Origin of the sequence: Pseudomonas sp. PP3 (genome assembly GCF_905336995.1) — a bacterium.
Taxonomy (GTDB): Bacteria; Pseudomonadota; Gammaproteobacteria; order Pseudomonadales; family Pseudomonadaceae; genus Aquipseudomonas; species Aquipseudomonas reinekei.
In genome coordinates, this window is sequence record NZ_HG995459.1 from 5,273,345 (window position 1) to 5,298,167 (window position 24,823).

Below are 24,823 nucleotides of genomic sequence, written 5' to 3' on the forward strand. Positions count from 1 at the left end.
AAATTTTGGCAGGTAAAACCGGGGCACCACGCACCCCGGTTAAACGCCCTGATCGTCGCGTTCCCGTCAAAAATGCACCTTCAGCAAAAGGCTCAGCGCGTTCTGGTCTGTTTCAAATCCTGAAGTGTCTTCAATCCCGTATTTATTCGACCAGTAATCCCACTCAAGCCCCGCATAAAACTGCTTCTGCCGTTGCCCCAGCGCCTTGCCCACGTCGTATTTGATCTGCGGGTTGAAGTGCAAGCTCTTGGCCACGTAGTTGGAGGTGCCTTTGTTGCCGACGTCGTTGACATACCACTCCAGGTAGCCGTCGAAGAGGATGTCGGAACGGCCCACCGGGAGGGTCATGGACCAGGTGGGGTTGATCTGCCATTGGCCTGAGGCCTTGCCGGTGATGCCGTCGGGCTTGCGGTAGTAGGTGTTCAGGGAGAAGCGATCGAAGCCTGGCAGGGCGAGGTCGACAGCGGGGCCGAGCAGATATTTGCGGTTGCGGTCTTTGCCGCGTTCGTAGGTGGCGGCAATGAGCACGTCCTTGACGATGCCGTAGCTCAGGGACCGGTCGCTGATTTTGCCCAGGGACAGGCGCGGGGAGAATTCACCGTAGTAGGAATGGCCGTCATTCCCCGAGAGGCCGTTCGACCATTTGTTGTCGACGAACATGAAGACATCGCCCCAGGTCCAGCCGCTGGCGTGTTCGAAGGTGATCGTTTGCTGGGTGTCGTCGCCGGTGCCGTCGACTTTGAAGTGCTGGCCGTAGAGGTAGCTCAGGCTGTTGTCGTTCCACAACAACGGGCCGGCTTCGACGCTGGCGCTGGCCAGGGCGAACAGTGGCAGCAGGCTGCGACGCAGCAGTGAAGGTGCAAGTAATGGAATACGCGATGCTTTCATGGGCTGCCCTTGTCAGGTGATGGGTGGATATCACCGGCAAGGCGTGCCCGAGAGATGCGGGTTAGCCACTGTTCTGGCCCTCAACGTGTGAGGGGCGCACCTTGCCGGGTACGCGGCGTAATGCCGCCAGAGCAATGCCCTGCACCCTGGGTCCTGTTAGGAGCCCCTCAGTGCTGACCGCTTCTACTCGATTCGGAACTTAGCACGGGTTGTGCCAACTGATCGAATACAATCCGCAAGCCACATTCAGCACAATCAACCACTGAAATTGAACACTCTAACGCCCATTGGGTTGTGCACCATATTGAGGCCTGGGTGCCCGGGTTCGCACCGTCACGAATCGTCCTCACCCACTGCTTACCGAGCGCCTGAGACGCAGAATCCCCAGACTGCGCAACAGCAACGACTTGGCACACTTCTGGCTATGACTCCTCCCGAGTAGAAGCGGTCAGTGCCAGCCATGGCACCGGGCATTGCTCTTGCGCCCTCCCCTGTGGGCGTACGTCCGATTGGATGCTTGAACGCGGCGCCAGCGCCCCGGGCAAGAGAGAAGTGTTAGCCGCGATTCTGTGCCTTGGCGCCCTCTCTTCCCACGTTCTCTCTCCAGTCGGTCCCTCGCTGGCGTGCCGATTGGCGCGCGGCGGTTTTCGAATCGTTGTGGAGAACACATCATGAAAATTCGCTTTGCCTTGGGTCAACCGCTTCGCTCGCTGCTGGCCATGGCCCTCGTGCCCGCTGCCCTGATAGCGTCTCCGCTGGCCTTGGCCAATGACAAGGTGGTGCTGCTCACTTCCTGGTATGCCCAGGCCGAACAGGGTGGTTTTTACCAGGCCCTGGCCGATGGTTTGTACGAGAAAGAAGGCCTGGACGTGACCATTCGCATGGGTGGGCCGCAGGTTAATGGCATGCAGTTGCTGGTCAACAAACAGGCCGACTTCATCGTCAATTACGACTTGCAGATCCTCAAGAGCGTGGAGCAAGGCCTGCCGGTGGTGGCCGTGGCCGCGCCCTTCCAGGGCGACCCACAAGGGTTGCTGACCCATGCCGACGTCAGCGGCCTGGATGCCTTGCAGAATAAGCAGGTGCTGGTGTCCACCTCAGGTCAGCAAACCTGGTGGCCGTGGCTCAAGGGCAAGTACCAACTCAAGGACAGCCAGGCCCGGCCCTACACCTTCAACCTGCAACCCTTCCTCGCGGACGACAACACCACGCAGCAGGCCTACGCCAGCTCCGAGTTGTTCCAAGCGCTGAAGACCGGGGAGAAAGCCAACTTTTTCCTGTTTGCCGACGCCGGCTACCCGCCCTATGGCTCGACCCTGGCCACTCGCCAGGACGTGATTGATCAGCACCCTGACCGGGTTCAGCGCTTTGTCCGCGCCTCGATGGAGGGTTGGAAGCGCTACCTGGACAACCCGAGCGCCAACCATCTGATCAAGGCCGACAACCCGAACATGAGCGATGAGCTGCTCGCCTGGGGCTTGTCGACCCTCAAGCAATACCGCCTGGTCACCGGCGGTGATGCTGCCACACAGGGAATCGGTGTGATGAGCGATGCGCGCTGGCAGGCCACCCGCAATTTCATGGTCGAGGCCCGCCTGCTCGGTGCCGATGCGCCGTGGCAGAAGGCCTATACCACGCGCTTCGTCCAGGACCTGAAGGTGCTGCCGACCGCCGAACAGGCCGCCAGCCGCTAAGCCCGATTGCACCAACTTTGCACCCAAAGCCCGGGCCCAAGAGCCGGCTGAACGAATACCGTGAGGACACTTGTTATGTTGGTCACCAAACAACCCGTATTGCGCCGTTTCTGGTACGCCCTGCTGCCGATGAGCTCGTTGGACGCCGGCCCGCAGCCCTTCACTTTACTGGGTGAAGCCCTGGTTCTGTGGAAGCGCCCCGACGGCACCCCTGTGGCCATGCGCGACCGTTGCTGCCACCGCACTGCCAAGCTGTCCAAGGGTTTTGTCAGCGAGGACGGCAACATTGCCTGCGGCTATCACGGCTGGGAATACGACTGCACCGGCACCTGCGTGAAGATCCCGCAGAACCCCGCGGGCATGATCCCGCCGGGCGCCTCGGTCCAGGCCTTTCACTGCCAGGAAAAATACGGCTACGCCTGGGTCGCCCTCGACGATCCGCTGCAACCGATCCCTGAGTTTCCCGAAGACAGCGCCCCGGGCTACCGGCGCATCTTCCAGTTTTATGAAGAGTGGAAAACCAGCCCGCTGCGGGTCATGGAAAACTCCTTCGACAACTCGCACTTTTCCTTCGTCCACAAAGCCAACTTCGGCCTGTTCGACCAGCCGGCGCCGGCTGGCTACGAGTTCCGCGAAACCGATTACGGCTTCGAGGCCGAAACCCGAGTGCCGATCCGCAACCCCGAGGAAAGCTATCGCATCACCGGCACCCGCGAGCCGATCACCCAGCGCCACCTGATCAACCGTTATTACCTGCCCTTCTCCCGGCGCTTTGGCTGCATGTACCCGGACAGCGGCATCCACCACATCATCTACAACTGCGCGACACCCATGGAAGACGGGCGCCTGATGCTGGTCCAGTGGCTGTATCGCAACGACAGCGAGGAGCAATGCTCGACCCAGGAGCTGATCGACTGGGACGCGGCGATCACCGCAGAAGACCGCGACATTCTGGAAGCCACCGATTACGACGCCTGTGTCGACACCCGCCGCCGGGTGGAACTGCACATGCCGTCGGACAAGCCTGGCCTGGTGATTCGCCGGCAACTGCTGGGCCTGCTCGAAGCCCATGGCGAAAGCGAAGTGTTCCTCAGCCACTGAGTTCAGCGCCCCGGTGCGCCGGGGCTTATCCGGTCGCTCATGACCCCAGGGGAGAGCGCTATGTTGATGCAAACCATAACTCCAGCCGACGCCCGGCCACAGGCGTTGCCCGGCACCGACAGCGTGGGTGTGCAAACGCCGCTGTTCGCCAACCAGGTGGAAAAAACCTACAGCAATGGCACCCAGGCCTTGAGCCGGGTGAAGCTGGCGATTCAGCGCGGCGAATTCGTCTCATTGCTCGGCCCTTCGGGCTGTGGCAAGAGCACCTTGCTGAAGATGTTCGCCGGCCTCGAACAGCCCTCCGCCGGCCATGTGCGCTGGTGGGGCAAGGACAGCCCGGCCAGCCCGACGCAAGGGCAAAGCCTGGCCATGGTGTTCCAGGAGGCGACCCTGATGCCCTGGGCACGGGTCAGCGATAACGTGCGCCTGCCCCTGGATCTGGCCGGTGTACCCAAGGCACAGAGTCAGCCCAAGGTCGATGCGGCGCTGGCCCTGGTCGGCCTGGACCGCTTCAGTCAGGTGTACCCGCGGGAGCTGTCCGGCGGCATGCAAATGCGCGCTTCCATCGCCCGGGCCCTGGCCACCGAGCCCAATCTGCTGCTGATGGATGAACCCTTCGGCGCCCTCGACGAGTTCACCCGCAACAAGCTCGACAGTGACCTGCGCCAGCTGTGGGCCAACCGCGACCTGACCGTGGTGTTCGTCACCCACAGCATTTTCGAGGCGGTGTACCTGTCGTCGCGGGTGGTGGTGATGGGCGCGCGCCCGGGCCGGGTGATCGCCGACATCGAGATCGACGGCCCCCTCGAGCGAGACGAGGCCTACCGCACCTCCCCGGCCTTTATCGAGCAGTGCGCACGCCTGTCCCGGCTGCTGGCCCAGGCCAATGGCGACATTTGCTGATTCATTATGAGAGCCCAATCATGAGCCCATCCTTTACTCCCTGGTTGCGACACCCCACGGTGTTGCGCATCGTCTCGCCGCTGCTGCTCGGCGCCGTGTTGCTGAGCTTGTGGCAACTGGCCTGCGTGGCCTGGAAAGTGCCGGTGTACCTGGTGCCCTCTCCGGCCGACATCGGCCGCACCCTGGTCAGCGATGGCCCGATGTTGCTCAGTGCGTTGTGGATGACCTTGAAGATCACCTTCTTCTCGTTCGCCCTGGCGGTGCTGATCGGCACGTTGGCGGCCTTTGTCTTTGTGCAGAGCCGGGTGCTTGAAGCCAGCCTGTTTCCCTACGCCATCCTGTTGCAGGTCACGCCGGTGGTGGCGGTGGCGCCGCTGATCATCATCTGGTGCAGCAACACCACGCTGGCGTTGGTGATTTGCGCGACCCTGGTGGCGATTTTCCCGATCATCGCCAACACCGTACTCGGCCTGCGCAGCGTCAACCCCGGCCTGCTCAATCTGTTCCGCCTGAACCGTGCCAGCCGCTGGCAGGTACTGCTGCGCCTGCGCATTCCCAGCGCCCTGCCGTGTTTTTTTGCCGGGCTGCGCATTGCCAGCGGGCTGGCGTTGATCGGCGCGGTGGTGGCGGAGTTCGTCGCGGGCACCGGGGGCACTGGCGCCGGGCTGGCGTACCAGATTCTCCAGGCCGGCTTTCAACTGAATATTCCAAGGCTTTTCGCCGCCCTGCTGTTGATCGCCCTGACCGGTGTCGCGCTGTTCAGCCTGATGGCCCTGCTGGCCCGGTTGAGCCTGCGCAACTGGCACGAAAGTGAACTTGGCTAACCCTTTGAGTCCGCCGCAGGCGCGGCGTATGGAGCCTCACATGACGTTTCAAAACAGCTGGCTGGTGCGCAATGCCAGCGCCATTCTTACCGGGTTGTCCGGCGCGGCGGCGCGCCATGCCGGGCCTGATATTCGCATCGTCGACGGGCGCATCGCCGCCATCGGCGCCCTGCAACTCCAGCCCGGGGAGCGCGTGCTGGATGCCACCGATTGCGTGGTCTACCCGGCGTGGGTCAATACCCACCATCACCTGTTTCAGTCGCTGCTCAAGGGCATTCCCGCAGGTATCGACCAGAGCCTGGGGGCCTGGCTGGGGGCTGTTCCCTATCGCTATCGCGGCCTGTTTGACGAGCAGAGCTTTCGCCTGGCCGCACGGATAGGCCTGGTTGAATTGGCGCGCTCCGGCTGCGCCACCGTCGCCGACCACCATTACCTGTACTTGCCGGGCATGGCCTTCGACAGCGCCGAGGTGCTGTTCGAGGAAGCCGAACGGCTGGGGCTGCGTTTTGTCCTGTGCCGTGGCGGCGCCACGCAGGCGCGGCAAGCCGAAGGCAACGCGGTGGCCGGGCCGGAGACTCTGGAGCAGTACCTGAACGACGTTGAGCGCTTGGTGCGGCGTTACCACGACCCGGCCGCCGATGCCTGGCGACGAGTGGTGATGGCCCCCACCAGCCCTCCCTACTCCATGCCGGCGGAACATCTGCGCGAAACCGCGCGGGTCGCCCGGCGATTGGGCATTCGCCTGCACAGCCATCTGAGCGAAACCGTCGAATATCAAAACGAGGTTCAGCAACGCCACGGCATGTCGCCGGTGGCGTTCTGTGCCGAGCAGGAGTGGCTCGGGCCGGACGTGTGGTTCGCCCATCTGGTGAAACTTGATGCCGAGGAAATCCAGATGCTCGGTGCCAGCGGCACGGGCATCGCTCATTGCCCGCAAAGCAATGGCCGCCTGGGCAGCGGCATCGCCGATGTGGTGGCCATGGAAGCCGCCGGGATGCAGGTATCGATCGGCGTGGACGGCGCCGCCTCCAACGAGGCCTGCGACATGATCAGCGAAACCCACGCCGCCTGGCTGATGCAGCGGGCCAAAGCCGGCGAACGCACCCGGCCGCGGTATGCCGGTGGCGACGAGGAAGGTGGTGCCCACGCGGCGACGGTAGAAGACGTGGTGCGTTGGGGTACCGCTGGCGGGGCCAAGGTGTTGGGCCTGGACGCCGTGGGCAGCCTGCAAGTGGGCATGGCGGCCGACCTGGCGATCTACCGCCTCGACCAGCCTCGCTACTTCGGCCTGCACGACCCGGCGATCGGCCCGGTGGTGGGAGGTGGCCGCCCGACCTTGCGCGCCATGCTCGTGGGCGGGCGGTTGACCGTCGACAACGACCAGTTGCCCGACCTCGACCTGGCCGAACTCGGCGCCCAGGCCCGGGACGCGGTGCGCCGCTTGCAGCAGGCCGCAGGAGTACGCGCATGAGCTGGTCTGCCCTGCACGTGCGCAGCCTGCGCCTGGAAGCCGACGATGTGCTGGGCATTGAACTGGCCCCCGTCGACGCCGCCCCCCTGCCCTTCACCTGGGCCCCAGGCGCCCATGTCGACCTGCGTCTGGGCAACGGCGCGGTGCGCCAGTATTCGGTGCTGAGCCTACCTGAAGATGGCCACCTGTACCTGGGGATCAAGCGCGAGCCGGCCTCCCGGGGTGGCTCGCGCTGGCTGCACGAGCAACTGCGCCTGGGTGCGCAGATTGAAGTCAGTGCGCCACGCAATTTGTTCGCCCTGCAACCGGGCAGCGGGCCGGTGACGCTGGTGGCGGCGGGCATCGGTATTACGCCGTTGCTGCCGATGTATCGCCAATGCCTGGCCGAAGGCCGTCCCGTGCGCCTGCTCTATTTCACCCGGGAGACACGCCAGGCGCCTTTCATCCAGCGCCTGGGCGCCGACGTCCAGTGGTACGGCGGCTTGCGCGCCGGGCAGATCGCCGAGCTGTTGGCCAGGCAATTTCCCGCGTGGCAAAACGCAGCCGGCTTGTACTGCTGCGGCCCGACCGGTTTCATGGACACCGTTGAACAGGCGGCGCTCAAGGCGAACTGGCCGGCCACAGCCCTGAATCGCGAGCACTTCCAGGCCCAGCAGCCCGCGAACCCTGAGGCGAACAGCTTTTCACTGGAGCTGCGACGCAGTGGTTGTGAGGTTCAGGTGCAAACCGGTGAAAACCTGATCCAGGCGGCTTCCCGGGCCGGGGTCAATCTAGAATTTTCCTGTGGCATGGGCATGTGCGGCGCATGCGTGTGCCGGGTCCTTGAAGGCGAACCGGAGCACCGCGACGAATGCCTGAGTGACGCCCAGCGCCAAAGCGGTGAATGGATCGCGCCCTGCGTTTCCGGGTGTCGCGGCGCGCGCCTGGTGCTGGATGCCTGAGCGGTGAGGCATGAGGCCCGTTAAAGCGGGCCTGGTTGGGGGTGAGCGTGAGCATTGCAGCGGAGGGGGTAAATCCTGCGGGTTACTTCAGCGCTTTTACGACTCGAACGTCGATGGGAAAGCCATCCGCACCGGCCAATTTCTTCCATCCCACGTACTGAAAAATCCCTTCTTCATCAATAAAGTCGCCTCGCTCCACCCTTTCACCGCCCAGCACGGCGACGTGCTTGTAGACGCCGCAGCTGCCGTCCGAACGATGGACGGTGTACACCACGTAGGGTTTGACGTAATGCGCGGCGCGGAAATGGCGACCGCAGCCAAAATCGACTGTGATCATCAAGGTCTTCAGATTTGCTTCGCCATCCAGTTCGGCGTGCTGGTCGAGCTCGCCGATTTCGCCGACGTCGGTGAAGCCCAGAGAGCGAGCACGTTTGTATTCCGGGGAGTTCAGGTGCTCGGTCTGGGCTTGGCGGAAATGCTGATCCATCGCCTCGTCGTTTTCAGCACTGCCCTTGGCCACTGTGTCTTTGGCTTGGGAGACGATGCTTTCACAACGGACGTAATCGGGGGAGCTGAGGCTTGGCTGCGCCAGGTTCTTGCGGTGTACCGTAATGGTCCGCAGAAAGCCCTGGATGTTGGGCAAGACATCCATGGCCATCTTGCGCCCGTTCTGTACATCGGTCACATCCCGCTGTAATTGCTGGCAATCGGAGAGGTAGGTTTTCCAGGCGTATTCCGGGGATTCTTCCCAGTCGGCGAGCGCCGGGGTCATCACGGCGGCGAAAGTGATTGCGCAGAACAGACGCGAGGCTGGAGCGACAGTGAGCATGTGTAGTCCGTTACAGAGTTGAAGGCAGTGGCGCGACGCTACTATTTTGCCATTTTGCTGTCCACTGGCAGCCCAAGGGGCAGGCCCCAATCCTGCGTACAAGGGTTGGGGGTTGGTGCAGAACATTACCAACTCTAATCAAACAGCCTATAGCGCAGTTCTTTGCCAAAGAAAATAGATACAAAATACAAAATAAACCCAGCCCACAGACTGACTTTCATTACGTCCCTAAATAGCTGTTTGCAAGAAGAACGATAGTGATTGACTACAGCACCAGATAACGTACCAACTGAGAGCAGAATCAACGACAGCGCTGGCACAGCAACGCCAAAACCTTTGAACTCCAATAACTTTGAATGAAAGCGATTTCCATAAGGCAGCACGAGGTACTCACACCAAATCGCATAACTGGCGATTGCTAAAAACATAAATGAAATGAAACCGAGCACGATCGTTAATCGATTTTTATGCACCCGCGATACAGTTTTTTCTTTTGATTGATGCCTGGATTTTCTACATCCATAACAGACACCAATCTTAATCCCTCTTGTTCCTGCTTCATTTAGTGCGCCACAGCATCTGCATTTTCTTGCTATTGACTTAAATTTTCCACGAGCCATCCGTCCAAGCCCTTCGTTATGTATGACTCGTCATTAAATCCATTGCTATTGTTATAACCCAACCAAAGCCAGTCAGAGGAAATTTTTTGAAAAACACGCTTTAGGACCAAATGACATAAAGTGAATAAAGGAAGATCACAAAAAAGAATATGCCACCAGTGATCCACGGCGCTAACAACTTTTTCTTTAGATGAAGCGGTAAACGCTCCAATTCATTTTCTTCGACAAGGCCTCGTCTCTCGCAAAACTTAGGAATCAAAAACATTAAAGCAATTGAACAATTTCTAATAACTGTGCCTAGCAATCCTAAGCCTGACAATCCTTCTCGATTAATCGCAACAAACTTACTTTTACTAAGATATTTTTCAATTAACCCGGTATACAGGTAAGAGAACATAAATATCCAGCATAACGTAAAGAATAAGCATATCATTGCAACTAACGCAGTGTAGGCCAATACAACCTCAGTCATAGTAAAGCGCCCTCATATAATATTTCACCAATTCGCTCTCCAGCGATACCACCAAATTCCCCCCCACCCCATCCACCTAACCCGCCCCCAATAATTGCACAAGCTAAGGCGCCAGGGCCTCCGGTGGCGAAGCCAAGTACAGCAACACACCCCATCGAAGCCGCACCGCTCGCTATAGTTCCTCCGAAGGCCCCAATAATAATATTTCCAGACAACTTACCACCCTCAACATATTTTGCCTTCCTGCATTGCGTTTCGCGCCCAGTCGTACATGCAGCGTAGATAGAGGTCCCAGCAGCAGTTACACTCAAACCGACACCTAAGTACGTACCTTTTTTCAGGATATTCGAAACTTTCGCCACGCCGCTGATAGTTTCTGCGTAACCGGCTATTACCCCTGAATGCAAATAGCTTTGCTTGGACATCTCAATCATATTTCTTATCGAGCCTTGATTGCGTAAGCCTGAGCCATATTTGGCAAAGCCGTTCAGTTGATCATCGAGCTGTTTAAACAACAACTCGCGCTTCATTAAGAAATCATTTCGAGCCTGAGCCGTTCCGCTTCTGATGTGATAACGATGAGTTGCTTCAATTTCTTCGAGAGTTTGTTTGATACCATCAAGGTGCCTACTCCAAGCACCGCCAACGCTACCTACGCCAATAGATGAATACCCAAGCGCTCTTGTTATGAGTTCATGATTCTCCACTAAAAACCCATCACCCTGCATTCCATTGACCACCAGCGCCGAGTGGATTTCAGAGGCTTTCTTCATGTAGAACGCTTCTTCGGCCGTACAGGACGGCGTCGAATTATCACCTACAATGATTAGCTCGCCTGGCAGCACCACCGTATTGATAACATGCGTATTCAATACATCAAATTTTGACATTGAGTTTTTGCCAAGCTGCAACATCGATTTCAAATATGAATAAGGCTGCACTCTTGGATTTATAAAGATCGCTGACATTAGTGGCGACCTCAGGAGTATTTTTTATTGCTGATACGATCCCAACCGCCCGCGACGTTACCTCCGCCGGCACCATCCGTTCGTTTTTGCTGGGTGTAAATTGTTTTAATGCGACCGTAGTTCAAGCTGAGGCTTTCAATGGGCACACCATCATTTGCATGTTGTGAATAACTTGAAATGATGACTTCTTCCAATGTGATCTCGAAATACTTCTGCTTCTCGCCTCCGGCGCGATGCAGTGTCAGTACAACTTCCTTGAGATGATCACCTGCGCAGCTGATCTCTATGAGCTTACAGCTGGATTTGTCCAGATTCTTGGTGAACGTGAAGTCACTAACAGTCGTGCGCCCCGATGAGGCGCCACCTGCTGAACTGGCTGTAGCTGAAGCGCTTTGATGAGTGCCGAAGTTATATCCAGTAATTTCTATCCAATCCTTATGTTGTTCGTCCAGCGCTTCGCCTGGAATACCTTCAATTTTGATAAAAGCGTCAAACGCCATAAAACCGCTCCTTGGCAGTGGGTTGTTTGTCTTTTTAAAGGAGCAGGAAATCTACGCCATTCGGGATCAGCGTTGACTCATTCAGACATCGCCAAAAAACAGAATCAGATGTTTCCGACTCTGTTTTGGCAGTTGGATGTAGGACGTTTCCACCCACTAACCATTGGATTGGGTTTGGGGGGCAGTTTCAGTATGGGTGGTGGCTGGGCTGACGCTATCGCTGGCAAGCCAGCTCCCACAGGGAACTGCGGTGGGCTTTCGGGCTACGGCGCAATGAATCAGCGGATCTGCTCTGTAGAATTGCCCACGGTTCTGATGCTTCTTCACTCCGACTGAGTGGGACGGTTTTATTTTCGAGATCAATCCAACCATCGTGGTCGCAGTCTGACGTCAGGTATCAGCGTTGGATGCATGCTCCACTTCAGTTCTCACGCCGAACAACTGATCGGCAATCCGCCGACCGCGCTCTTACCCTTCCTCCGTTAACCAAATTGACTTGTTCCTGTTCACCGGATCACTGATGAAACCATGTTCATGCAATCGGTTCATGACTTCGAAGTCGAAACCTTTCCAGGCATTGCCGCCGTCGAAACTGAAGGTTGTCAAAAGGGCCAGTACGGCGTCTTCAATGAGTTTGTCGTCGTATTCCATGATCATTGCCCCGCTCATATTCAATAGCTGTCGTCGGGTCTGTGATGGGCGTTCCACTCCCCCTCTGACATTCATCAAAACACAAGAATAGTGCGTTCAAACAGTTGGCGTCGGTGAGTCGTCCCACGGTTTATAGCCGCCTATTCAATTGAGCAGCTATCGCTAGGTAACTGATTCAGCACTGATGGTGTCTGGTCTGGCGCATTCGCGAGCAGGCTAGCTTCCACAGGGAATGCCTCATCGCATCTGCTCCGTAGAATGCCCATGGTTCTGATGCTTCTTCACACCAGTAATGCTTGCTATACATCCCCCTCGACACGCCCACCGGGCATTTGGCCAGTGAATGAACGCCCCACGCGGCACTCATCTAGACTGAATGGAGAGTCGTAGGCAGAACCGAACACGTCGTTTTGGTGCAGGTCGATCAATAGCGGCGTGGCAAGCTGCCCTTTATGCCCGGTAGAGGCGCGGCGAAGACCGCGTCGGGCACAACAAGATGCCCGCTCAGGGTGCCCTGGCCAACGGCCAAATTGCCACGATACCGTGACGTGGTGTGAGTGCCGCAGCCGACACTTTCGGACGACCGACAGCCACCTGGGTTGTCCGTGACCGTGAGGATTGCTGAATGCCTGATGAGAGTTTGCACCTGTCTGTGGTCAACAGCCTGCTGGAGCGCCACAAAGGCTCTGCGGGTGCGCTGTTGCCCATTCTTCATGATATTCAGGAACGCATTGGGTACATCCCCGATGCCGCCGTCCCCGAGATTGCCCACGCCCTCAATCAGAGTCAGGCCGAGATTCGTGGGGTGATCAGTTTTTACCATGACTTCCGTACCGCCCCGCCCGCTCGGCACATTCTGCGTTTGTGCCGGGCCGAGTCGTGCAAGAGCCGTGGTGCCGAGGAGCTCGCTGCGCAGTTGCGCGAGCGTCTGCAACTGGATGATCACGGCAGCAGCGCCGATGGCAGCATCAGTTTGCGTCCGGTGTATTGCCTGGGGGCGTGCGCCTGTTCGCCAGCGCTGGAGCTGGATGGTCGGGTGCATGCGCGGCTGAGTGCCGAGCGACTGGATGCTCTGCTCGATGCTTGCCGGGAGGACGCATAATGCCCGCTTTCTATGTGTCTCGTGATTCGGTAGCCCGTGCCGTGGGTGCCGAAGAGGTCGTGGAGGCCCTTGTCATCCATGGCCGGGGTCGCGTTGTACCTTTGCTGATAAGCCGCACCAGCTCGCGTGGCCTGTACTGGCTGGAACCCTTGCTGGAAGTGGACACGCCACAAGGTCGTTTCGGCTTCGGCCCACTGACTGCTGACGATGTACCGTCAGTGCTCGAAGCCCTGAAAGGCGAGCCGTCTGCTCATCCTTTGGCCTTGGGTCTGGTGGAAGAGTTGCCCTATCTGAAGACTCAACAACGCCTGCTGTTCGCCCGCGCCGGCATCACACAGCCGCTGTACATCGACGATTACCAGGATCATGGCGGTTTCGAGGGTTTGAAAAGAGCCATCGCTATCGGTGGCGAACAGACTGCAACTGAGGTGTTCGATTCGGGCCTGCGTGGCCGTGGCGGCGCGGCCTTCCCCGCCGGGATCAAATGGCGCACGGTGCGCACGACCGAAGCGGCGCAGAAGTACATCGTGTGCAACGCCGACGAAGGCGACTCCGGCACTTTCGCCGACCGCATGTTGATGGAAGGTGACCCCTTCCTGCTGATCGAAGGCATGGCCATTGCCGGCATCACCGTCGGCGCCAGCTACGGCTACATCTACGTGCGCTCTGAGTATCCACAAGCCGTAGCCACCCTGCGCGCGGCGCTGGATATCGCCCGCTCCGCCGGATACCTCGGCGCCAATGTCGGCGGCAGCGGCCAGGCTTTCGATATGGAAGTGCGAGTAGGGGCCGGTGCTTACATCTGCGGTGAGGAAACCGCGTTGCTGGATTCGCTGGAAGGCAAACGCGGGGTGGTCCGCGCCAAGCCGCCGATTCCTGCGTTGAAGGGCTTGTTTGGCCAGCCGACGCTGGTGCACAACGTGCTGACCCTGGCCTCGGTGCCGCTGATTCTGGCCAAGGGCGCGCAGTTCTATCGCGATTACGGCATGGGCCGCTCCCTGGGCACCATGCCTTTCCAGTTGGCGGGCAACATTCGTCACGGCGGGCTGGTGGAACGGGCCTTTGGCCTGACCCTGCGGGAACTGGTGGAAGACTACGGCGGCGGGACCGCCAGTGGCCGGCCGCTGAAGGCCGCGCAAGTGGGTGGCCCGCTCGGCGCCTGGGTACCGCCGTCGCAATTCGACACACCGCTGGATTACGAGGCTTTCGCCGGTATCGGCGCAATGCTCGGTCACGGTGGCGTGGTGGTGGCGGACGACACGCTGGACATGGCTCAGATGGCGCGCTTCGCCTTGCAGTTCTGCGCCGAGGAATCCTGTGGCAAGTGCACACCGTGCCGCATCGGTTCGACCCGGGGCGTTGAGGTGATCGACCGAATGCTGGCCGCGCCGGACCAGAGTGGTCGCGATGAACAGGTGCTCATCCTCAAGGACCTGTGCGACACGATGCAATACGGTTCGCTGTGCGCGCTGGGCGGCATGGCCCCCTTCCCGGTGGTCAGCGCCCTCAAGTACTTCCCTGCTGACTTCGGTCTGCAAGCCTCGGAGGCCGAGCAATGATTACTCTCTTCGACCCGAAAACCGATATTGACCTCGGTACACCGGCCCGCGACAGCGACGTGCAAGTCACCCTGAGCATCGATGGCCGCAGCATCAGCGTGCCCGAAGGCACATCGGTGATGCGCGCGGCTGCGTTGCTGGGCACCACCATTCCCAAACTCTGTGCCACCGACAGCCTGGAAGCCTTCGGCTCCTGCCGCATGTGCCTGGTGGAGATCGACGGCATGCGTGGTTATCCGGCGTCCTGCACCACGCCGGTTACCGAAGGCATGACCGTGCACACCCAGACACCGAAGCTCGCGACCCTGCGGCGCAATGTCATGGAGTTGTACATCTCCGACCACCCGCTGGACTGCCTGACCTGTTCGGCCAACGGCAACTGCGAACTGCAAACCGTGGCCGGCCAGGTCGGCCTGCGGGAGGTGCGTTACGGCTATGAAGGCGACAATCATCTGGCCGATGTGAAGGACACTTCCAACCCGTATTTCGACTACGACCCGAGCAAGTGCATCGTCTGCAACCGCTGCGTGCGTGCCTGCGAAGAAACCCAGGGCACCTTTGCCCTGACCATTACCGGGCGCGGTTTTGAATCCCGGGTGGCGGCGGCCGGTGGGGATAACTTCCTCGACTCGGAATGCGTGTCCTGCGGTGCCTGTGTGCAGGCCTGCCCTACGGCGACGCTGATGGAAAAAAGTGTGGTCGAACTGGGCCAGCCCGAGCGCAGCGTGATCACCACGTGTGCCTATTGCGGCGTGGGCTGTTCGTTCCGTGCCGAAATGAAAGGCGATCAACTGGTGCGCATGGTGCCGGACAAGAACGGCCAGGCCAACCACGGCCACTCTTGCGTCAAAGGCCGCTTCGCCTGGGGCTACGCCACGCACCCGGATCGCATCACCAAACCGATGATCCGCAAGCACATCAACGACCCTTGGCAGGAAGTCAGCTGGGATGAAGCGGTGACCTACGCCGCCAGCGAATTCCGTCGGTTGCAGCAGAAATATGGTCGCGATTCGATTGGCGGGATCACCTCCAGCCGCTGCACCAACGAAGAAACCTATCTGGTGCAGAAACTGGTGCGCGCGGCGTTCGGCAACAACAACGTCGACACCTGTGCGCGGGTTTGTCACTCGCCGACGGGTTATGGTTTGAAGCAGACGCTGGGCGAATCCGCCGGCACTCAGAGTTTCGATTCGGTGATGCAGGCCGACGTGATTCTGGTGATGGGCGCCAACCCCAGCGATGCGCACCCGGTATTCGCCTCTCAGCTCAAGCGCCGGTTACGTGAAGGGGCGCGGCTGATTGTGATCGATCCGCGACGCATTGATCTGGTGGATTCGGTGCACGCCCGCGCGGAATATCACCTGGCCCTGCGCCCCGGTACCAACGTCGCCATGCTCAACGCCTTGGCGCATGTGATCGTCACCGAAGGCTTGCTCAATCAGGCCTTTATCGACGCCCGTTGCGAGGGCAGTGATTTCGCCAATTGGCGCGAGTTCGTCAGCCGGCCGGAAAATTCGCCAGAAGTGCTGGGCGCGATCTGCGGCGTGCCCGCTGCCGACATTCGTGCCGCTGCGCGTTTGTATGCCACTGGCGGTAATGCGGCGATTTATTACGGGCTCGGGGTGACTGAGCACAGTCAGGGCAGCACCGCCGTCATGGGCATTGCCAACCTGGCCATGGCCACCGGCAACATCGGCCGCGAAGGCGTGGGCGTGAACCCGCTGCGGGGGCAGAACAACGTGCAGGGCTCCTGTGACATGGGCTCCTTCCCCCATGAGTTGCCTGGCTACCGGCATATTTCCAACGAAGTGGTGCGGACTCAATTTGAACAGGCGTGGAACGTCACCCTGCAATCCGAGCCGGGCCTGCGCATTCCCAACATGTTCGAAGCGGCGTTGGGCGGCAGTTTCAAGGGCCTGTATTGCCAGGGCGAGGACATCGCCCAGAGTGATCCGAATACCCAGCACGTCACCGCGGCCCTGTCGGCCATGGAATGCATCGTGGTGCAGGATATTTTCCTCAACGAAACCGCCAAGTTCGCCCATGTGTTTTTGCCGGGCAGTTCGTTTTTGGAGAAGGACGGGACGTTTACCAACGCCGAGCGACGGATCTCCCGGGTGCGCAAGGTCATGGACCCGCTGGGTGGCAAGGCTGATTGGGAAGGCACGGTGGCGCTGGCCAATGCTCTGGGCTATCCGATGCACTACAAGCATCCGTCAGAAATCATGGATGAAATCGCCAGCCTGACGCCGACTTTCACCAACGTCAGCTACGCCGAACTGGAACGCCACGGCAGCCTGCAATGGCCGTGCAACGCGGCGGCGCCGGACGGCACGCCGACCATGCACATCGAGGAGTTCGTGCGCGGCAAGGGGCGCTTCATGCTCACCGGGTATGTGCCTACCGAGGAGAGGGTCAACAGTCGTTATCCGCTGTTGCTGACCACTGGGCGCATCCTCAGTCAGTACAACGTGGGGGCGCAGACACGGCGTACCGAGAACGTTGCCTGGCATGATGAAGACCGGCTGGAAATCCATCCGACCGACGCCGAAAGCCGTGGCATCAACGAAGGTGACTGGGTGGGTATCGGCAGCCGCGCCGGGCAGACTGTGCTGCGGGCGCGGATTACCGAGCGGGTTGCGCCGGGCGTGGTGTACACCACGTTCCACTTCCCGGAATCGGGGGCCAATGTGATTACTACTGACAACTCCGACTGGGCGACCAACTGTCCGGAGTACAAGGTCACGGCCGTGGAAGTCAGCCGCGTGTATCACCCTTCGGAATGGCAGAAGCGCTTCCAGGCGTTCAGCGACGAACAGGACCGTTTGCTCAAGGATCGCCGCCACGCCCGTGGCGATAAAGCGGAGGTACGCCGATGAGCACGGACAACCTGATCAAGATGGCCAACCAGATCGCCCAGTACTTCGCCACCCAACCGGACCAGGAACAGGCCGTGCTCAGCGTGCGCAATCACCTGCAGATGTTCTGGGCACCGAGCATGCGCAAGGAATTGCTGGCGTGGCAGGTGGAGCACAAAGGGGCGGATTTGCATCCGTTGGTGCAGGCGGCGGTGAGTGGGGCGGGTTGGTAGCGACAAAAAACCACAACTGTAGGAGCCGGCTTGCTGGCGATGGCGGTTTGTCAGGCGATATCTGTGTGGGCTTTGTGTCCGCTATCGCCAGCAAGCCGGCTCCTACAGGTTGGGTGTTTCCTGTTCGGTTCAGAGCAGGTGTTGAGAGATCAGCTTCGAGACTTCGACCATCGAGGTCTTGCCGGTGAATTCGAATTTCACTTTGCCCAGCGATGAAAAGTAGATTTCCAGTTCGGAATCCAGATCGAACGTGCCCGAGGTTTCCACCGAGTACGCCACGATGTTTTTGTAGGGCAACGAGGTGAAGTCTTTCTTGCTGCCGGTGAGGCCCTGCACGTTCACCGCGATGATGCGTTTGTTGGTGAACACCACACCGTCGCGCATGGATTTGTAGGAATCGATGACGTGCTCACCGTCCAGCAACAGGGCGGTCACGCGTTCGGCGTATTCGTCGTTTTGCTTGAGCTTGAAAAATCCCTTGTTGTTGAAGTCGATCATGGGTCATTCCCTATGGGTCAAAACCCGCATCTAACCACGACTTCGTGGCATTCGGCCTGCCTTACTTGTCTGCGCCTGTTACCCGCACGGCAGTCTCGATCGCCCGCACGCTGATCGCCGCGAAGATCGCGGTCAACAGCACGCCGTTGAACCCGAGCAATATCGCCAGTAATCGCGACAGCCCCTGCTTTGGTACGAGTTCGCCATAGCCGATGGTCAGGCCCGTAACGAAGCCGAAGTAGATGCCGTCGAAAGGCTGCCAGCCTTCCAGGTAACTGATGATCAGGCCGAAGGTGACGATGACCACCAGCATGGTGGACAGGATCGGCCAGACGACTCCCAGGTAGTAGCCGACGGCTTTGTAGAATTCACGACGGATGTGCGACGTTCTGATGAGTTTCATTTCATGGGCTTCCTGTGGGCGGCAGGCGAATGGGCATCCCAACAGCTTGGCACAAGATTTGGAAAACGATGGCCGGACGAACGGACCGAGGCATCAGCGCAACAGCGATTAAGCTGCAATGACCCGGCACCGGAGAATCCCCCATGTCCAAGCACTTGTTCGCGCCGCTCCTGCTCGCGGTGGCCGTGGCCCTCGGGGGATCGTCCTGCCATGATTCCAGCCAGGACGACCAGGCGAGGCCGCCCATGAACAGTGACAGCGGCAGGATCATCCCGCCGCAACAACGCATGCCCTCGACCATGCCGCGACCGAGGATGTAGCGCCTAGTTCGCTTCGCTTTCGCGGATCAGTTTTTTGTTGATCTTGCCGACGCTGGTCTTGGGGATTTCGGCGACGAACTTGAACTGCTTGGGGATCGCCCATTTGTTGATGCGCCCGCCATCGACGAAGGCTTGCAGGTGGGTCTCCAGAATCTTGCGATCGAGGAATTGACCTGGCTCACTGACGACCATCGCCATCGGGCGTTCGCCCCACTGTTCGTCGACGATGCCCACCACCGCGACCGACATCACCGCCGGGTGTTCGCTGATCAGGCTCTCCAGTTCCAGGGAGCTGATCCACTCGCCGCCGGTCTTGATCACGTCCTTGATGCGGTCCTTGATTTCCACGCCACCGAGCGCGTCGATGGAAGCCATGTCGCCGGTGTGCAGCCAGCCGTTGTGCCAGAGTTCGGCGCCTTTTTGCGGGGCCTTCAGATAGCCCTGGGTCAGCCAAGGTGCGCGCACCACGATTTCGCCGAGGGACTCGCCATCGTGGGCGACGTCGTCCCCGTTGGCGTCGATGATTTTCAGGTCGACCATCGGCACCGTCGTGCCGGTCTTGATGCGGATCGGCAATTGGGCTTCGCGGGGCAGCGCGCGGTCTTCGTCGCGCAGGTAGGTCAGGCACAGCAACGGGCAGGTTTCCGACATGCCGTAACCGGCGTGCACCAGCATGCCTTTGGCGTTGGCTTCGCTGGCGATGCCGAGCGTCAGGGCGCTGCCGCCAAGGAGCATTTTCCAGCCGTCGAAACGGGTCGCCTTGCCCTCCTCGCAGTGGAGGATCATCTGCAAAATGGTCGGCACGCAGTGGGAGAACGTGACCTTCTCTTCGCGATACAGACGCACCAGGCTGTTGGGTTCGTAGCGGCCGGGATAGACCTGCTTGATGCCCATCAGGGTCGCGACATACGGCACGCCCCACGCATGCACGTGGAACATCGGCGTGATCGGCATGTACACATCGTCGGAACGCAGCAGCGGCTGGCCTTGATAGACGCCCAAGGTGCCGACGGCATTCAGGGTGTGCAGGACCAATTGGCGATGGGTGAAGTACACGCCTTTCGGGTCGCCGGTGGTGCCGGTGGTGTAGAACAGGGTCGCCACCGAGTGCTCGTCGAAGTCGGGGAAGTCGTACTGGTCGGACGCCTCGGACAGCAGGTTTTCATATTCGCCCAGCACCGGCAACGACGTCGCGGCAGGTGTGTCATCGGTCAGCTGGAGGAAGCCTTTCACCGTGGTCAGCCGCCCGTGAATCTGCTCCACCAGCGGCAGGAAATCATCATGCACCAGCACCAGATCATCCTCGGCGTGGTTCATGGTGTAGAGCACCTGCTCCGGCGACAGGCGAATGTTCACCGTGTGTAGCACCGCGCCAATTATCGGTACGGCGAAGAAGCATTCCAGGTAGCGGTGGCTGTCCCAGTCGAGTAAGGCCACGGTATCGCCGGCCTTGACCCCGGCTGCCGTCAGCGCGTTGGCCAGGCGGCGGATGCGTTTGTTGAGCGTCTGGTAGCTGTAGCGCAGCTTGTCGGCGTAGACGATTTCCCTTCCCGGCTCGTAGCGCACGCCGGACAGCAGCAATTGCTTGATCAGCAGCGGGTAGGCATAGGCGCCGTCGGCGGGTGGAATTATTTTTGTCGCCATCATGATGGGGTTCCTTGTCCGGTCAGAACTGCTCGGCTTGCAGGGCGAACAGGCATTCGCTGCCCGCCTTGGCCGATGCGCTCAGCGAGTGGATACGCGGCAGCAAGCGGGCGAAGTAGAAGCGCGCGGTGGCCAGTTTGCTGACGTAGAAGTCGTCCGTGGAAGGGGTGCTCATGGCCGCCTTGGCCATGCGTGCCCACAGGTAGGCGTAGGCGGTGTAGCCGAACACGTGCAGGTACTCGACCGAAGCCGCGCCGATTTCATTCGGGTTGGTTTGGGCGCGGTCCAGCAGCCAGGAAGTCAGTTCGTCGAGGGTGTCGACGGCGGCGTTCAACGGCCGGGTGAACTCGCCGAGGTCAGCGCAGGCATTGGCGGTGAAGTTGCGGATTTCCGAGGCGAACAAGCGGTAAAGCGCCCCGCCGCTGCCGACGATCTTGCGCCCGACCAGGTCCAGGGACTGGATGCCGTTGGTGCCTTCGTAGATCTGCGTGATGCGCACGTCACGTACCAGTTGCTCCTGGCCCCACTCGCGGATGTAGCCGTGGCCACCGAAAACCATCTGGCCGTGCAGGGTGGTTTCCAGGCCCATGTCGGTGAGGAAAGCCTTGGCCACCGGCGTCAGCAGCGACACCAATTCCTGGGCGCGGTGGCGGATGACTTCATCTTCGCTGTACTTGGCGGTGTCCAGTTGCAGGGCCACGTAGCTGGAGAACGCGCGACCGCCTTCGTTCAGGGCTTTCATGGTCAGCAGCATGCGGCGCACGTCCGGATGAACGATGATCGGGTCGGCGGCTTTTTCCTTGAACTGCGCACCGGTCGGCGCGCGGCTTTGCAGGCGATCACGGGCATATTCGACGGCGTTCTGATACGAACGCTCACCCTGCGCCAGGCCTTGAATGCCCACGCCCAGGCGTTCGTAATTCATCATGGTGAACATTGCCGCCAGGCCTTTGTTCGGGGCGTCGACGATCCAGCCCGTCGCGCCGTCGAAGTTCATCACGCACGTAGCGGACGCCTTGATGCCCATTTTGTGCTCGATGGAACCGCAGGACAGCGCATTGCGTTCGCCCAGTGAACCGTCGTCGTTGACCAGCACCTTGGGCACCAAAAACAGCGAGATCCCTTTCGGGCCTGCCGGTGCATCGGGAAGACGCGCCAGCACCAGATGGATGATGTTTTCGGTCAGGTCGTGCTCGCCGCCAGTGATGAAAATCTTGCTGCCGCTGACCTTGTAGCTGCCATCCGCCTGAGGCTCGGCGCGGGTGCGGATCATGCCCAGGTCAGTGCCGGCATGGGCTTCGGTCAGGCACATCGAGCCAGTCCAGGTGCCGGCGTACATGTTTGGCAGGTACTTGGATTTCAACTCTTCGCTGGCGTGGGCGTTGATCGACAGGCAGGCGCCCGCCGTGAGCATCGGGTACAGGCCGAACGACAGGCTGGCCGAGTTGACCATCTCTTCAACCTGCGCCGAAATCGCCTTGGGCATGCCCATGCCGCCAAACTGTGGATCACCGCCGACGCCGACCCAGCCACCTTCGGCAAACGCTTGATACGCGGCGATGAAACCCTCCGCTGCGCTGACCGCGCCGTTGTTCCAGGTGCAGCCCTGTTCGTCGCTGGCGCGGTTCAGTGGCGCGACCACTTCAGCGCTGATCTTGCCGGCCTCTTCGAGGATCGCGGCGGCGGTTTCTTCATCGATCACGTCCGCCAGGCCGGGCAATTTGGCCCACAGCCGGGACACTTGGAAAACCTCGTTGAGTACGAAGCGCATGTCGCGCAAAGGAGCTTTGTAATCAGACATTGTTGGCTTACTCGGAAGTGGTCAGGGCATGAGGCATACCCGGACGTTCAGTGGATTCGGTGGTTTCGGCGGGCGTGACGGGTACACCTTGCGGCACCCGTTCACGCAGCAGGAAGAACGACAGCGCCGGAATCAGGATCAGCGCGCCGAGCATGTTCCACAGGAACATGAAGGTCAGCAGGATGCCCATGTCGGCCTGGAACTTGATCGGCGACCAGACCCAGCACACCACGCCCGCGGCGAGGGTGATACCCACCAGCCCGACCACCCGGCCGGTGAACGACACCGCATTGCGGTAGGCCTGGGACAGCGGCAAGCCCTGACGCTGGAAGTGCAATTGCACGCTGAGCAGGTACAAGGCGTAGTCGACGCCGATCCCCACGCCGAGGGCGATTACCGGCAGGGTCGCGACTTTCACGCCAATGCCCATGGCGACCATCAGCGCTTCGCAGAGAATCGATGTCAGCACCAGCGGCAACAGCGCCACCAGCGTGGCACGCCAGCTGCGGAAGGTGATCAGGCAGAACAGCGTCACCGCCGCGTAGACGTACAGCAGCATGGTGCGGTTGGCTTCGCGCACGACGATGTTGGTCGCCGCTTCGATGCCAGCGCTGCCAGCCGCCAGCAGGAACTGACGATCTTCAGTGCTGTTTTCCTTGGCGAACTTGTCGGCGATGGCCACCACCGCGTCCAAAGTTTCGGCCTTGTGATCCTTGAGGAAGGTGATCACTGGCATCAGCGAGCAGTTGTTGTTGAACAGCTCCGGCGAGTTGACCGAGGCTTGCTGCGCGGCGTAGTTGAGCACGTCCTGGTTGCGCTGGATGCTGTTGAGCTTGGGGTTGCCTTCATAAGTGCCGGCCGTGATCTGGCGCACGGCGTTAACCAGCGAAGTCGTTGCCTGCACGCCCGGATACTGCTGCAGCTCCCAGGCCAAACGATCAGCGAGCACCAACGTCTTGTAGTTCAGGCAGCCCTCCGGCGCGGTCTTGATCATCACCGCGAACAGGTCGCTGGACAGCGCGTAATGCTGGGTGATGTAGGCGTTGTCGCGGTTGTAGCGCGAGTCGGCACGCAGCTCCGGCGCGCCACTTTCGAGGTCGCCGATCTTCAGGTTGAGGCTGACCATGAAACCGCCGATGCCCATCAGCACCGCGACCAATACCGCGCCAGTGGCCCACTTGCGCGTGGTGAAGCGGTCAAGCAAGTCCCAGAGTTTGCCGAAGCCTTTGTGGTGTTCGGCACGGGTGTCGATTTTCAGCGCGCGTTCGGCGGCCTTGCGACCTACGCCGATGTAGGACAGCGCCACCGGCATCAGCAGCAGCGAGGTGAAGATCAACACGGCGACACCGATACTGGCGGTGATCGCCAGGTCCTGGATCACCGGAATGTCGATCAGCATCAGCACCGCAAAGCCCACGGCGTCGGCCAGCAGCGCGGTGACACCCGCGATAAACAGACGGCGGAAGGTGTAGCGCGCGGCGATCAGTTTGTGGGTACCACGAGCGATGTCCTGCATGATGCCGTTCATCTTCTGCGCCGCGTGGGACACGCCGATGGCGAAGATCAAAAACGGCACCAGCACCGAGTACGGGTCAATGGCATAGCCGAGCCAGGCGACGATGCCCAGTTGCCAGACCACCGCGATCAGCGAGCAGCCAACCACCAGCAATGTGCTGCGCACGCAACGGGTGTAGGCGTAGATGATTGCCAGTGACGTGATCACCGCCAGGCCGAAAAACATCATCACCTGGATCAGGCCGTCGATCAGGTCGCCCATCAGTTTGGCGAAGCCGATCACCCGCACCTTGTACTGGCCCTTGCCCTCCTCCCCGGATTTACGCGCAGCGCTGTCGCCGGCGTATTCGATCTTGTCGCGCAGCTGCTCTTCGAGCATCTGCGAGAACGCGTGATAGTTGATGGGTTGGCCACCGGCGGCGGCTTTGTCCAGCAGCGGCACGATCAACATGCTCGACTTGAAGTCGCTGGCCACCAGGCTGCCGACCAGACCGGCGCGGGAGATGTTCTGGCGCAGTTGTTCGATCTGCTCAGGTTGCCCGGAATAGGTGTCGGGCATTACCGGGCCACCCTGGAAACCGTCCTCGGTGACTTCGGTCCAGCGCACCGCCGGGCTCCACAGGGATTTCATCCACGCGCGGTCGACGCCTTCGGTGAGGAATAACTGGTCGTTGACCTGCTTGAGTACGTCGAGGTACGCGGGGTCGAAAATATCGCCTTGGGTGTTCTCGACCACCACGCGCACCGAGTTGCCGAGGCCACGCAACGACTGGCGGTTTTCGAGGAAGTTCTGGATGTAGGGTTGGCTCTGCGGAATCATTTTTTCAAAGCTGGGGCGCAGCTCCAGGCGCGTTACCGCCATGAAGCCCAACACCACGGTGGCCAGCGCCATCAGCAGCATGAACAACGGCCGATAGTTGAACACCCACCGTTCGAGGAGGTTGCCGGAGTGCTGGTCGAAATCCCGCAGTTCGCGGATCACCGGCATGGCGTCTTGTTTGATATTGCCCATGTCTGGATTCTCGCTC

The 24,823-nt window shown here is 60.2% G+C and carries 22 protein-coding genes; 10 read left to right on the top strand and 12 right to left on the bottom strand.

Features of this window, described 5'->3' with window-relative positions; genetic code table 11:
- Positions 1-66: 66 nt before the first annotated feature.
- Positions 67-888, bottom strand: coding sequence for an outer membrane protein OmpK (locus tag KHO07_RS23965; RefSeq protein WP_212625716.1), 822 nt, complete (start codon positions 886-888; stop codon positions 67-69).
- Between the two features lie 671 nt (positions 889-1,559).
- Here KHO07_RS23965 and KHO07_RS23970 point away from each other — a divergent pair.
- The 6 genes from KHO07_RS23970 to KHO07_RS23995 all read left to right on the top strand — a co-directional run bounded on the left by KHO07_RS23970 (position 1,560) and on the right by KHO07_RS23995 (position 7,822).
- The gene (locus KHO07_RS23970) at positions 1,560-2,582 is read left to right on the top strand and encodes an ABC transporter substrate-binding protein (RefSeq protein WP_212625717.1); all 1,023 of its coding nucleotides are present in this window, start codon (positions 1,560-1,562) and stop codon (positions 2,580-2,582) included.
- Between the two features lie 75 nt (positions 2,583-2,657).
- Positions 2,658-3,683, top strand: coding sequence for an aromatic ring-hydroxylating dioxygenase subunit alpha (locus KHO07_RS23975; RefSeq protein ID WP_212625718.1), 1,026 nt, complete (start codon positions 2,658-2,660; stop codon positions 3,681-3,683).
- A gap of 60 nt (positions 3,684-3,743) precedes the next feature.
- A complete protein-coding gene (locus KHO07_RS23980; protein ID WP_212625719.1) occupies positions 3,744-4,586 on the top strand; it encodes an ABC transporter ATP-binding protein in 843 nt (280 codons plus the stop codon).
- Between the two features lie 95 nt (positions 4,587-4,681).
- On the top strand, positions 4,682-5,410 hold the full coding sequence (locus tag KHO07_RS23985) for an ABC transporter permease (protein ID WP_212627684.1): 729 nt from the start codon (positions 4,682-4,684) through the stop codon (positions 5,408-5,410).
- A 40-nt stretch (positions 5,411-5,450) separates the two neighbouring features.
- Positions 5,451-6,881 carry an amidohydrolase family protein gene (locus tag KHO07_RS23990; protein WP_212625720.1) on the top strand — a complete coding sequence of 477 codons (1,431 nt, stop codon included), beginning with the start codon at positions 5,451-5,453 and terminating at the stop codon, positions 6,879-6,881.
- Positions 6,878-7,822, top strand: a complete 945-nt coding sequence (locus KHO07_RS23995; protein ID WP_212625721.1) for a PDR/VanB family oxidoreductase — start codon at positions 6,878-6,880, stop codon at positions 7,820-7,822. The genes KHO07_RS23990 and KHO07_RS23995 overlap by 4 nt, the downstream gene beginning before the upstream one ends.
- 82 nt (positions 7,823-7,904) lie before the next feature.
- On the opposite strand, the gene KHO07_RS24000 is transcribed toward KHO07_RS23995, so the two are convergent.
- The 6 genes from KHO07_RS24000 to KHO07_RS24025 form a co-directional block, all read right to left on the bottom strand.
- On the bottom strand, positions 7,905-8,651 hold the full coding sequence (locus KHO07_RS24000) for a hypothetical protein (RefSeq protein ID WP_212625722.1): 747 nt from the start codon (positions 8,649-8,651) through the stop codon (positions 7,905-7,907).
- Between the two features lie 134 nt (positions 8,652-8,785).
- Positions 8,786-9,271 (bottom strand): hypothetical protein, encoded by a 486-nt coding sequence (locus KHO07_RS24005; RefSeq protein ID WP_212625723.1) that lies wholly within the window; start codon positions 9,269-9,271, stop codon positions 8,786-8,788.
- A gap of 100 nt (positions 9,272-9,371) precedes the next feature.
- A complete protein-coding gene (locus tag KHO07_RS24010; protein ID WP_212625724.1) occupies positions 9,372-9,743 on the bottom strand; it encodes a hypothetical protein in 372 nt (123 codons plus the stop codon).
- Positions 9,740-10,711 (bottom strand): hypothetical protein, encoded by a 972-nt coding sequence (locus KHO07_RS24015; RefSeq protein ID WP_212625725.1) that lies wholly within the window; start codon positions 10,709-10,711, stop codon positions 9,740-9,742. Before KHO07_RS24015 ends, KHO07_RS24010 begins: the two co-directional genes overlap by 4 nt.
- Before the next feature lie 11 nt (positions 10,712-10,722).
- Positions 10,723-11,211: a type VI secretion system tube protein Hcp gene (locus KHO07_RS24020; protein ID WP_150731934.1), complete on the bottom strand. Its 489-nt coding sequence runs from the start codon at positions 11,209-11,211 to the stop codon at positions 10,723-10,725.
- 468 nt (positions 11,212-11,679) lie between these two features.
- Complete coding sequence (locus KHO07_RS24025) at positions 11,680-11,862, bottom strand: DUF6429 family protein (protein ID WP_212625726.1); 183 nt, start codon at positions 11,860-11,862, stop codon at positions 11,680-11,682.
- 625 nt (positions 11,863-12,487) lie between these two features.
- On the opposite strand from KHO07_RS24025, the gene KHO07_RS24030 reads away from it, so the two are divergent.
- Genes KHO07_RS24030 through KHO07_RS24045 form a run of 4 tightly spaced genes read left to right on the top strand, consistent with a single transcriptional unit; the run spans position 12,488 to position 17,614 of the window.
- Complete coding sequence (locus tag KHO07_RS24030) at positions 12,488-12,964, top strand: formate dehydrogenase subunit gamma (RefSeq protein ID WP_212625727.1); 477 nt, start codon at positions 12,488-12,490, stop codon at positions 12,962-12,964.
- Positions 12,964-14,523, top strand: coding sequence for a formate dehydrogenase beta subunit (locus KHO07_RS24035; protein ID WP_212625728.1), 1,560 nt, complete (start codon positions 12,964-12,966; stop codon positions 14,521-14,523). The genes KHO07_RS24030 and KHO07_RS24035 overlap by 1 nt, the downstream gene beginning before the upstream one ends.
- Positions 14,520-17,402, top strand: a complete 2,883-nt coding sequence (gene fdhF / locus KHO07_RS24040) for a formate dehydrogenase subunit alpha (protein WP_212625729.1) — start codon at positions 14,520-14,522, stop codon at positions 17,400-17,402. Before KHO07_RS24035 ends, fdhF begins: the two co-directional genes overlap by 4 nt.
- Positions 17,399-17,614, top strand: coding sequence for a formate dehydrogenase subunit delta (locus tag KHO07_RS24045; protein ID WP_150731930.1), 216 nt, complete (start codon positions 17,399-17,401; stop codon positions 17,612-17,614). The genes fdhF and KHO07_RS24045 overlap by 4 nt, the downstream gene beginning before the upstream one ends.
- Positions 17,615-17,743: 129 nt before the next feature.
- On the opposite strand, the gene KHO07_RS24050 is transcribed toward KHO07_RS24045, so the two are convergent.
- The 5 genes from KHO07_RS24050 to KHO07_RS24070 form a co-directional block, all read right to left on the bottom strand.
- Positions 17,744-18,112 (bottom strand): PH domain-containing protein, encoded by a 369-nt coding sequence (locus tag KHO07_RS24050; protein ID WP_075946578.1) that lies wholly within the window; start codon positions 18,110-18,112, stop codon positions 17,744-17,746.
- Positions 18,113-18,173: 61 nt separating this feature from the next.
- Entirely contained in the window at positions 18,174-18,515 is a 342-nt protein-coding gene (locus tag KHO07_RS24055; protein WP_150731929.1) for a potassium channel family protein, read from the bottom strand.
- 323 nt (positions 18,516-18,838) lie between these two features.
- Entirely contained in the window at positions 18,839-20,482 is a 1,644-nt protein-coding gene (locus tag KHO07_RS24060; protein ID WP_212625730.1) for a fatty acid--CoA ligase, read from the bottom strand.
- Positions 20,483-20,501: 19 nt separating this feature from the next.
- Entirely contained in the window at positions 20,502-22,280 is a 1,779-nt protein-coding gene (locus tag KHO07_RS24065; protein WP_150731927.1) for an acyl-CoA dehydrogenase C-terminal domain-containing protein, read from the bottom strand.
- Positions 22,281-22,287: 7 nt separating this feature from the next.
- Entirely contained in the window at positions 22,288-24,807 is a 2,520-nt protein-coding gene (locus KHO07_RS24070) for an MMPL family transporter (RefSeq protein WP_212625731.1), read from the bottom strand.
- Between the last annotated feature and the right edge of the window lie 16 nt (positions 24,808-24,823).

What these genes read in the sequence shown, in the direction of transcription:
- KHO07_RS23965 (WP_212625716.1), bottom strand. Translation starts at nt 888, where the DNA reads ATGAAAGCATCGCGTATTCCATTACTTGCACCTTCACTGCTGCGTCGC.
- KHO07_RS23970 (WP_212625717.1), top strand. Translation starts at nt 1,560, where the DNA reads ATGAAAATTCGCTTTGCCTTGGGTCAACCGCTTCGCTCGCTGCTGGCC.
- KHO07_RS23975 (WP_212625718.1), top strand. Translation starts at nt 2,658, where the DNA reads ATGTTGGTCACCAAACAACCCGTATTGCGCCGTTTCTGGTACGCCCTG.
- KHO07_RS23980 (WP_212625719.1), top strand. Translation starts at nt 3,744, where the DNA reads ATGTTGATGCAAACCATAACTCCAGCCGACGCCCGGCCACAGGCGTTG.
- KHO07_RS23990 (WP_212625720.1), top strand. Translation starts at nt 5,451, where the DNA reads ATGACGTTTCAAAACAGCTGGCTGGTGCGCAATGCCAGCGCCATTCTT.
- KHO07_RS23995 (WP_212625721.1), top strand. Translation starts at nt 6,878, where the DNA reads ATGAGCTGGTCTGCCCTGCACGTGCGCAGCCTGCGCCTGGAAGCCGAC.
- KHO07_RS24000 (WP_212625722.1), bottom strand. Translation starts at nt 8,651, where the DNA reads ATGCTCACTGTCGCTCCAGCCTCGCGTCTGTTCTGCGCAATCACTTTC.
- KHO07_RS24005 (WP_212625723.1), bottom strand. Translation starts at nt 9,271, where the DNA reads ATGGCTCGTGGAAAATTTAAGTCAATAGCAAGAAAATGCAGATGCTGT.
- KHO07_RS24010 (WP_212625724.1), bottom strand. Translation starts at nt 9,743, where the DNA reads ATGACTGAGGTTGTATTGGCCTACACTGCGTTAGTTGCAATGATATGC.
- KHO07_RS24015 (WP_212625725.1), bottom strand. Translation starts at nt 10,711, where the DNA reads ATGTCAGCGATCTTTATAAATCCAAGAGTGCAGCCTTATTCATATTTG.
- KHO07_RS24020 (WP_150731934.1), bottom strand. Translation starts at nt 11,211, where the DNA reads ATGGCGTTTGACGCTTTTATCAAAATTGAAGGTATTCCAGGCGAAGCG.
- KHO07_RS24025 (WP_212625726.1), bottom strand. Translation starts at nt 11,862, where the DNA reads ATGGAATACGACGACAAACTCATTGAAGACGCCGTACTGGCCCTTTTG.
- KHO07_RS24030 (WP_212625727.1), top strand. Translation starts at nt 12,488, where the DNA reads ATGCCTGATGAGAGTTTGCACCTGTCTGTGGTCAACAGCCTGCTGGAG.
- KHO07_RS24035 (WP_212625728.1), top strand. Translation starts at nt 12,964, where the DNA reads ATGCCCGCTTTCTATGTGTCTCGTGATTCGGTAGCCCGTGCCGTGGGT.
- fdhF (WP_212625729.1), top strand. Translation starts at nt 14,520, where the DNA reads ATGATTACTCTCTTCGACCCGAAAACCGATATTGACCTCGGTACACCG.
- KHO07_RS24045 (WP_150731930.1), top strand. Translation starts at nt 17,399, where the DNA reads ATGAGCACGGACAACCTGATCAAGATGGCCAACCAGATCGCCCAGTAC.
- KHO07_RS24050 (WP_075946578.1), bottom strand. Translation starts at nt 18,112, where the DNA reads ATGATCGACTTCAACAACAAGGGATTTTTCAAGCTCAAGCAAAACGAC.
- KHO07_RS24055 (WP_150731929.1), bottom strand. Translation starts at nt 18,515, where the DNA reads ATGAAACTCATCAGAACGTCGCACATCCGTCGTGAATTCTACAAAGCC.
- KHO07_RS24060 (WP_212625730.1), bottom strand. Translation starts at nt 20,482, where the DNA reads ATGATGGCGACAAAAATAATTCCACCCGCCGACGGCGCCTATGCCTAC.
- KHO07_RS24065 (WP_150731927.1), bottom strand. Translation starts at nt 22,280, where the DNA reads ATGTCTGATTACAAAGCTCCTTTGCGCGACATGCGCTTCGTACTCAAC.
- KHO07_RS24070 (WP_212625731.1), bottom strand. Translation starts at nt 24,807, where the DNA reads ATGGGCAATATCAAACAAGACGCCATGCCGGTGATCCGCGAACTGCGG.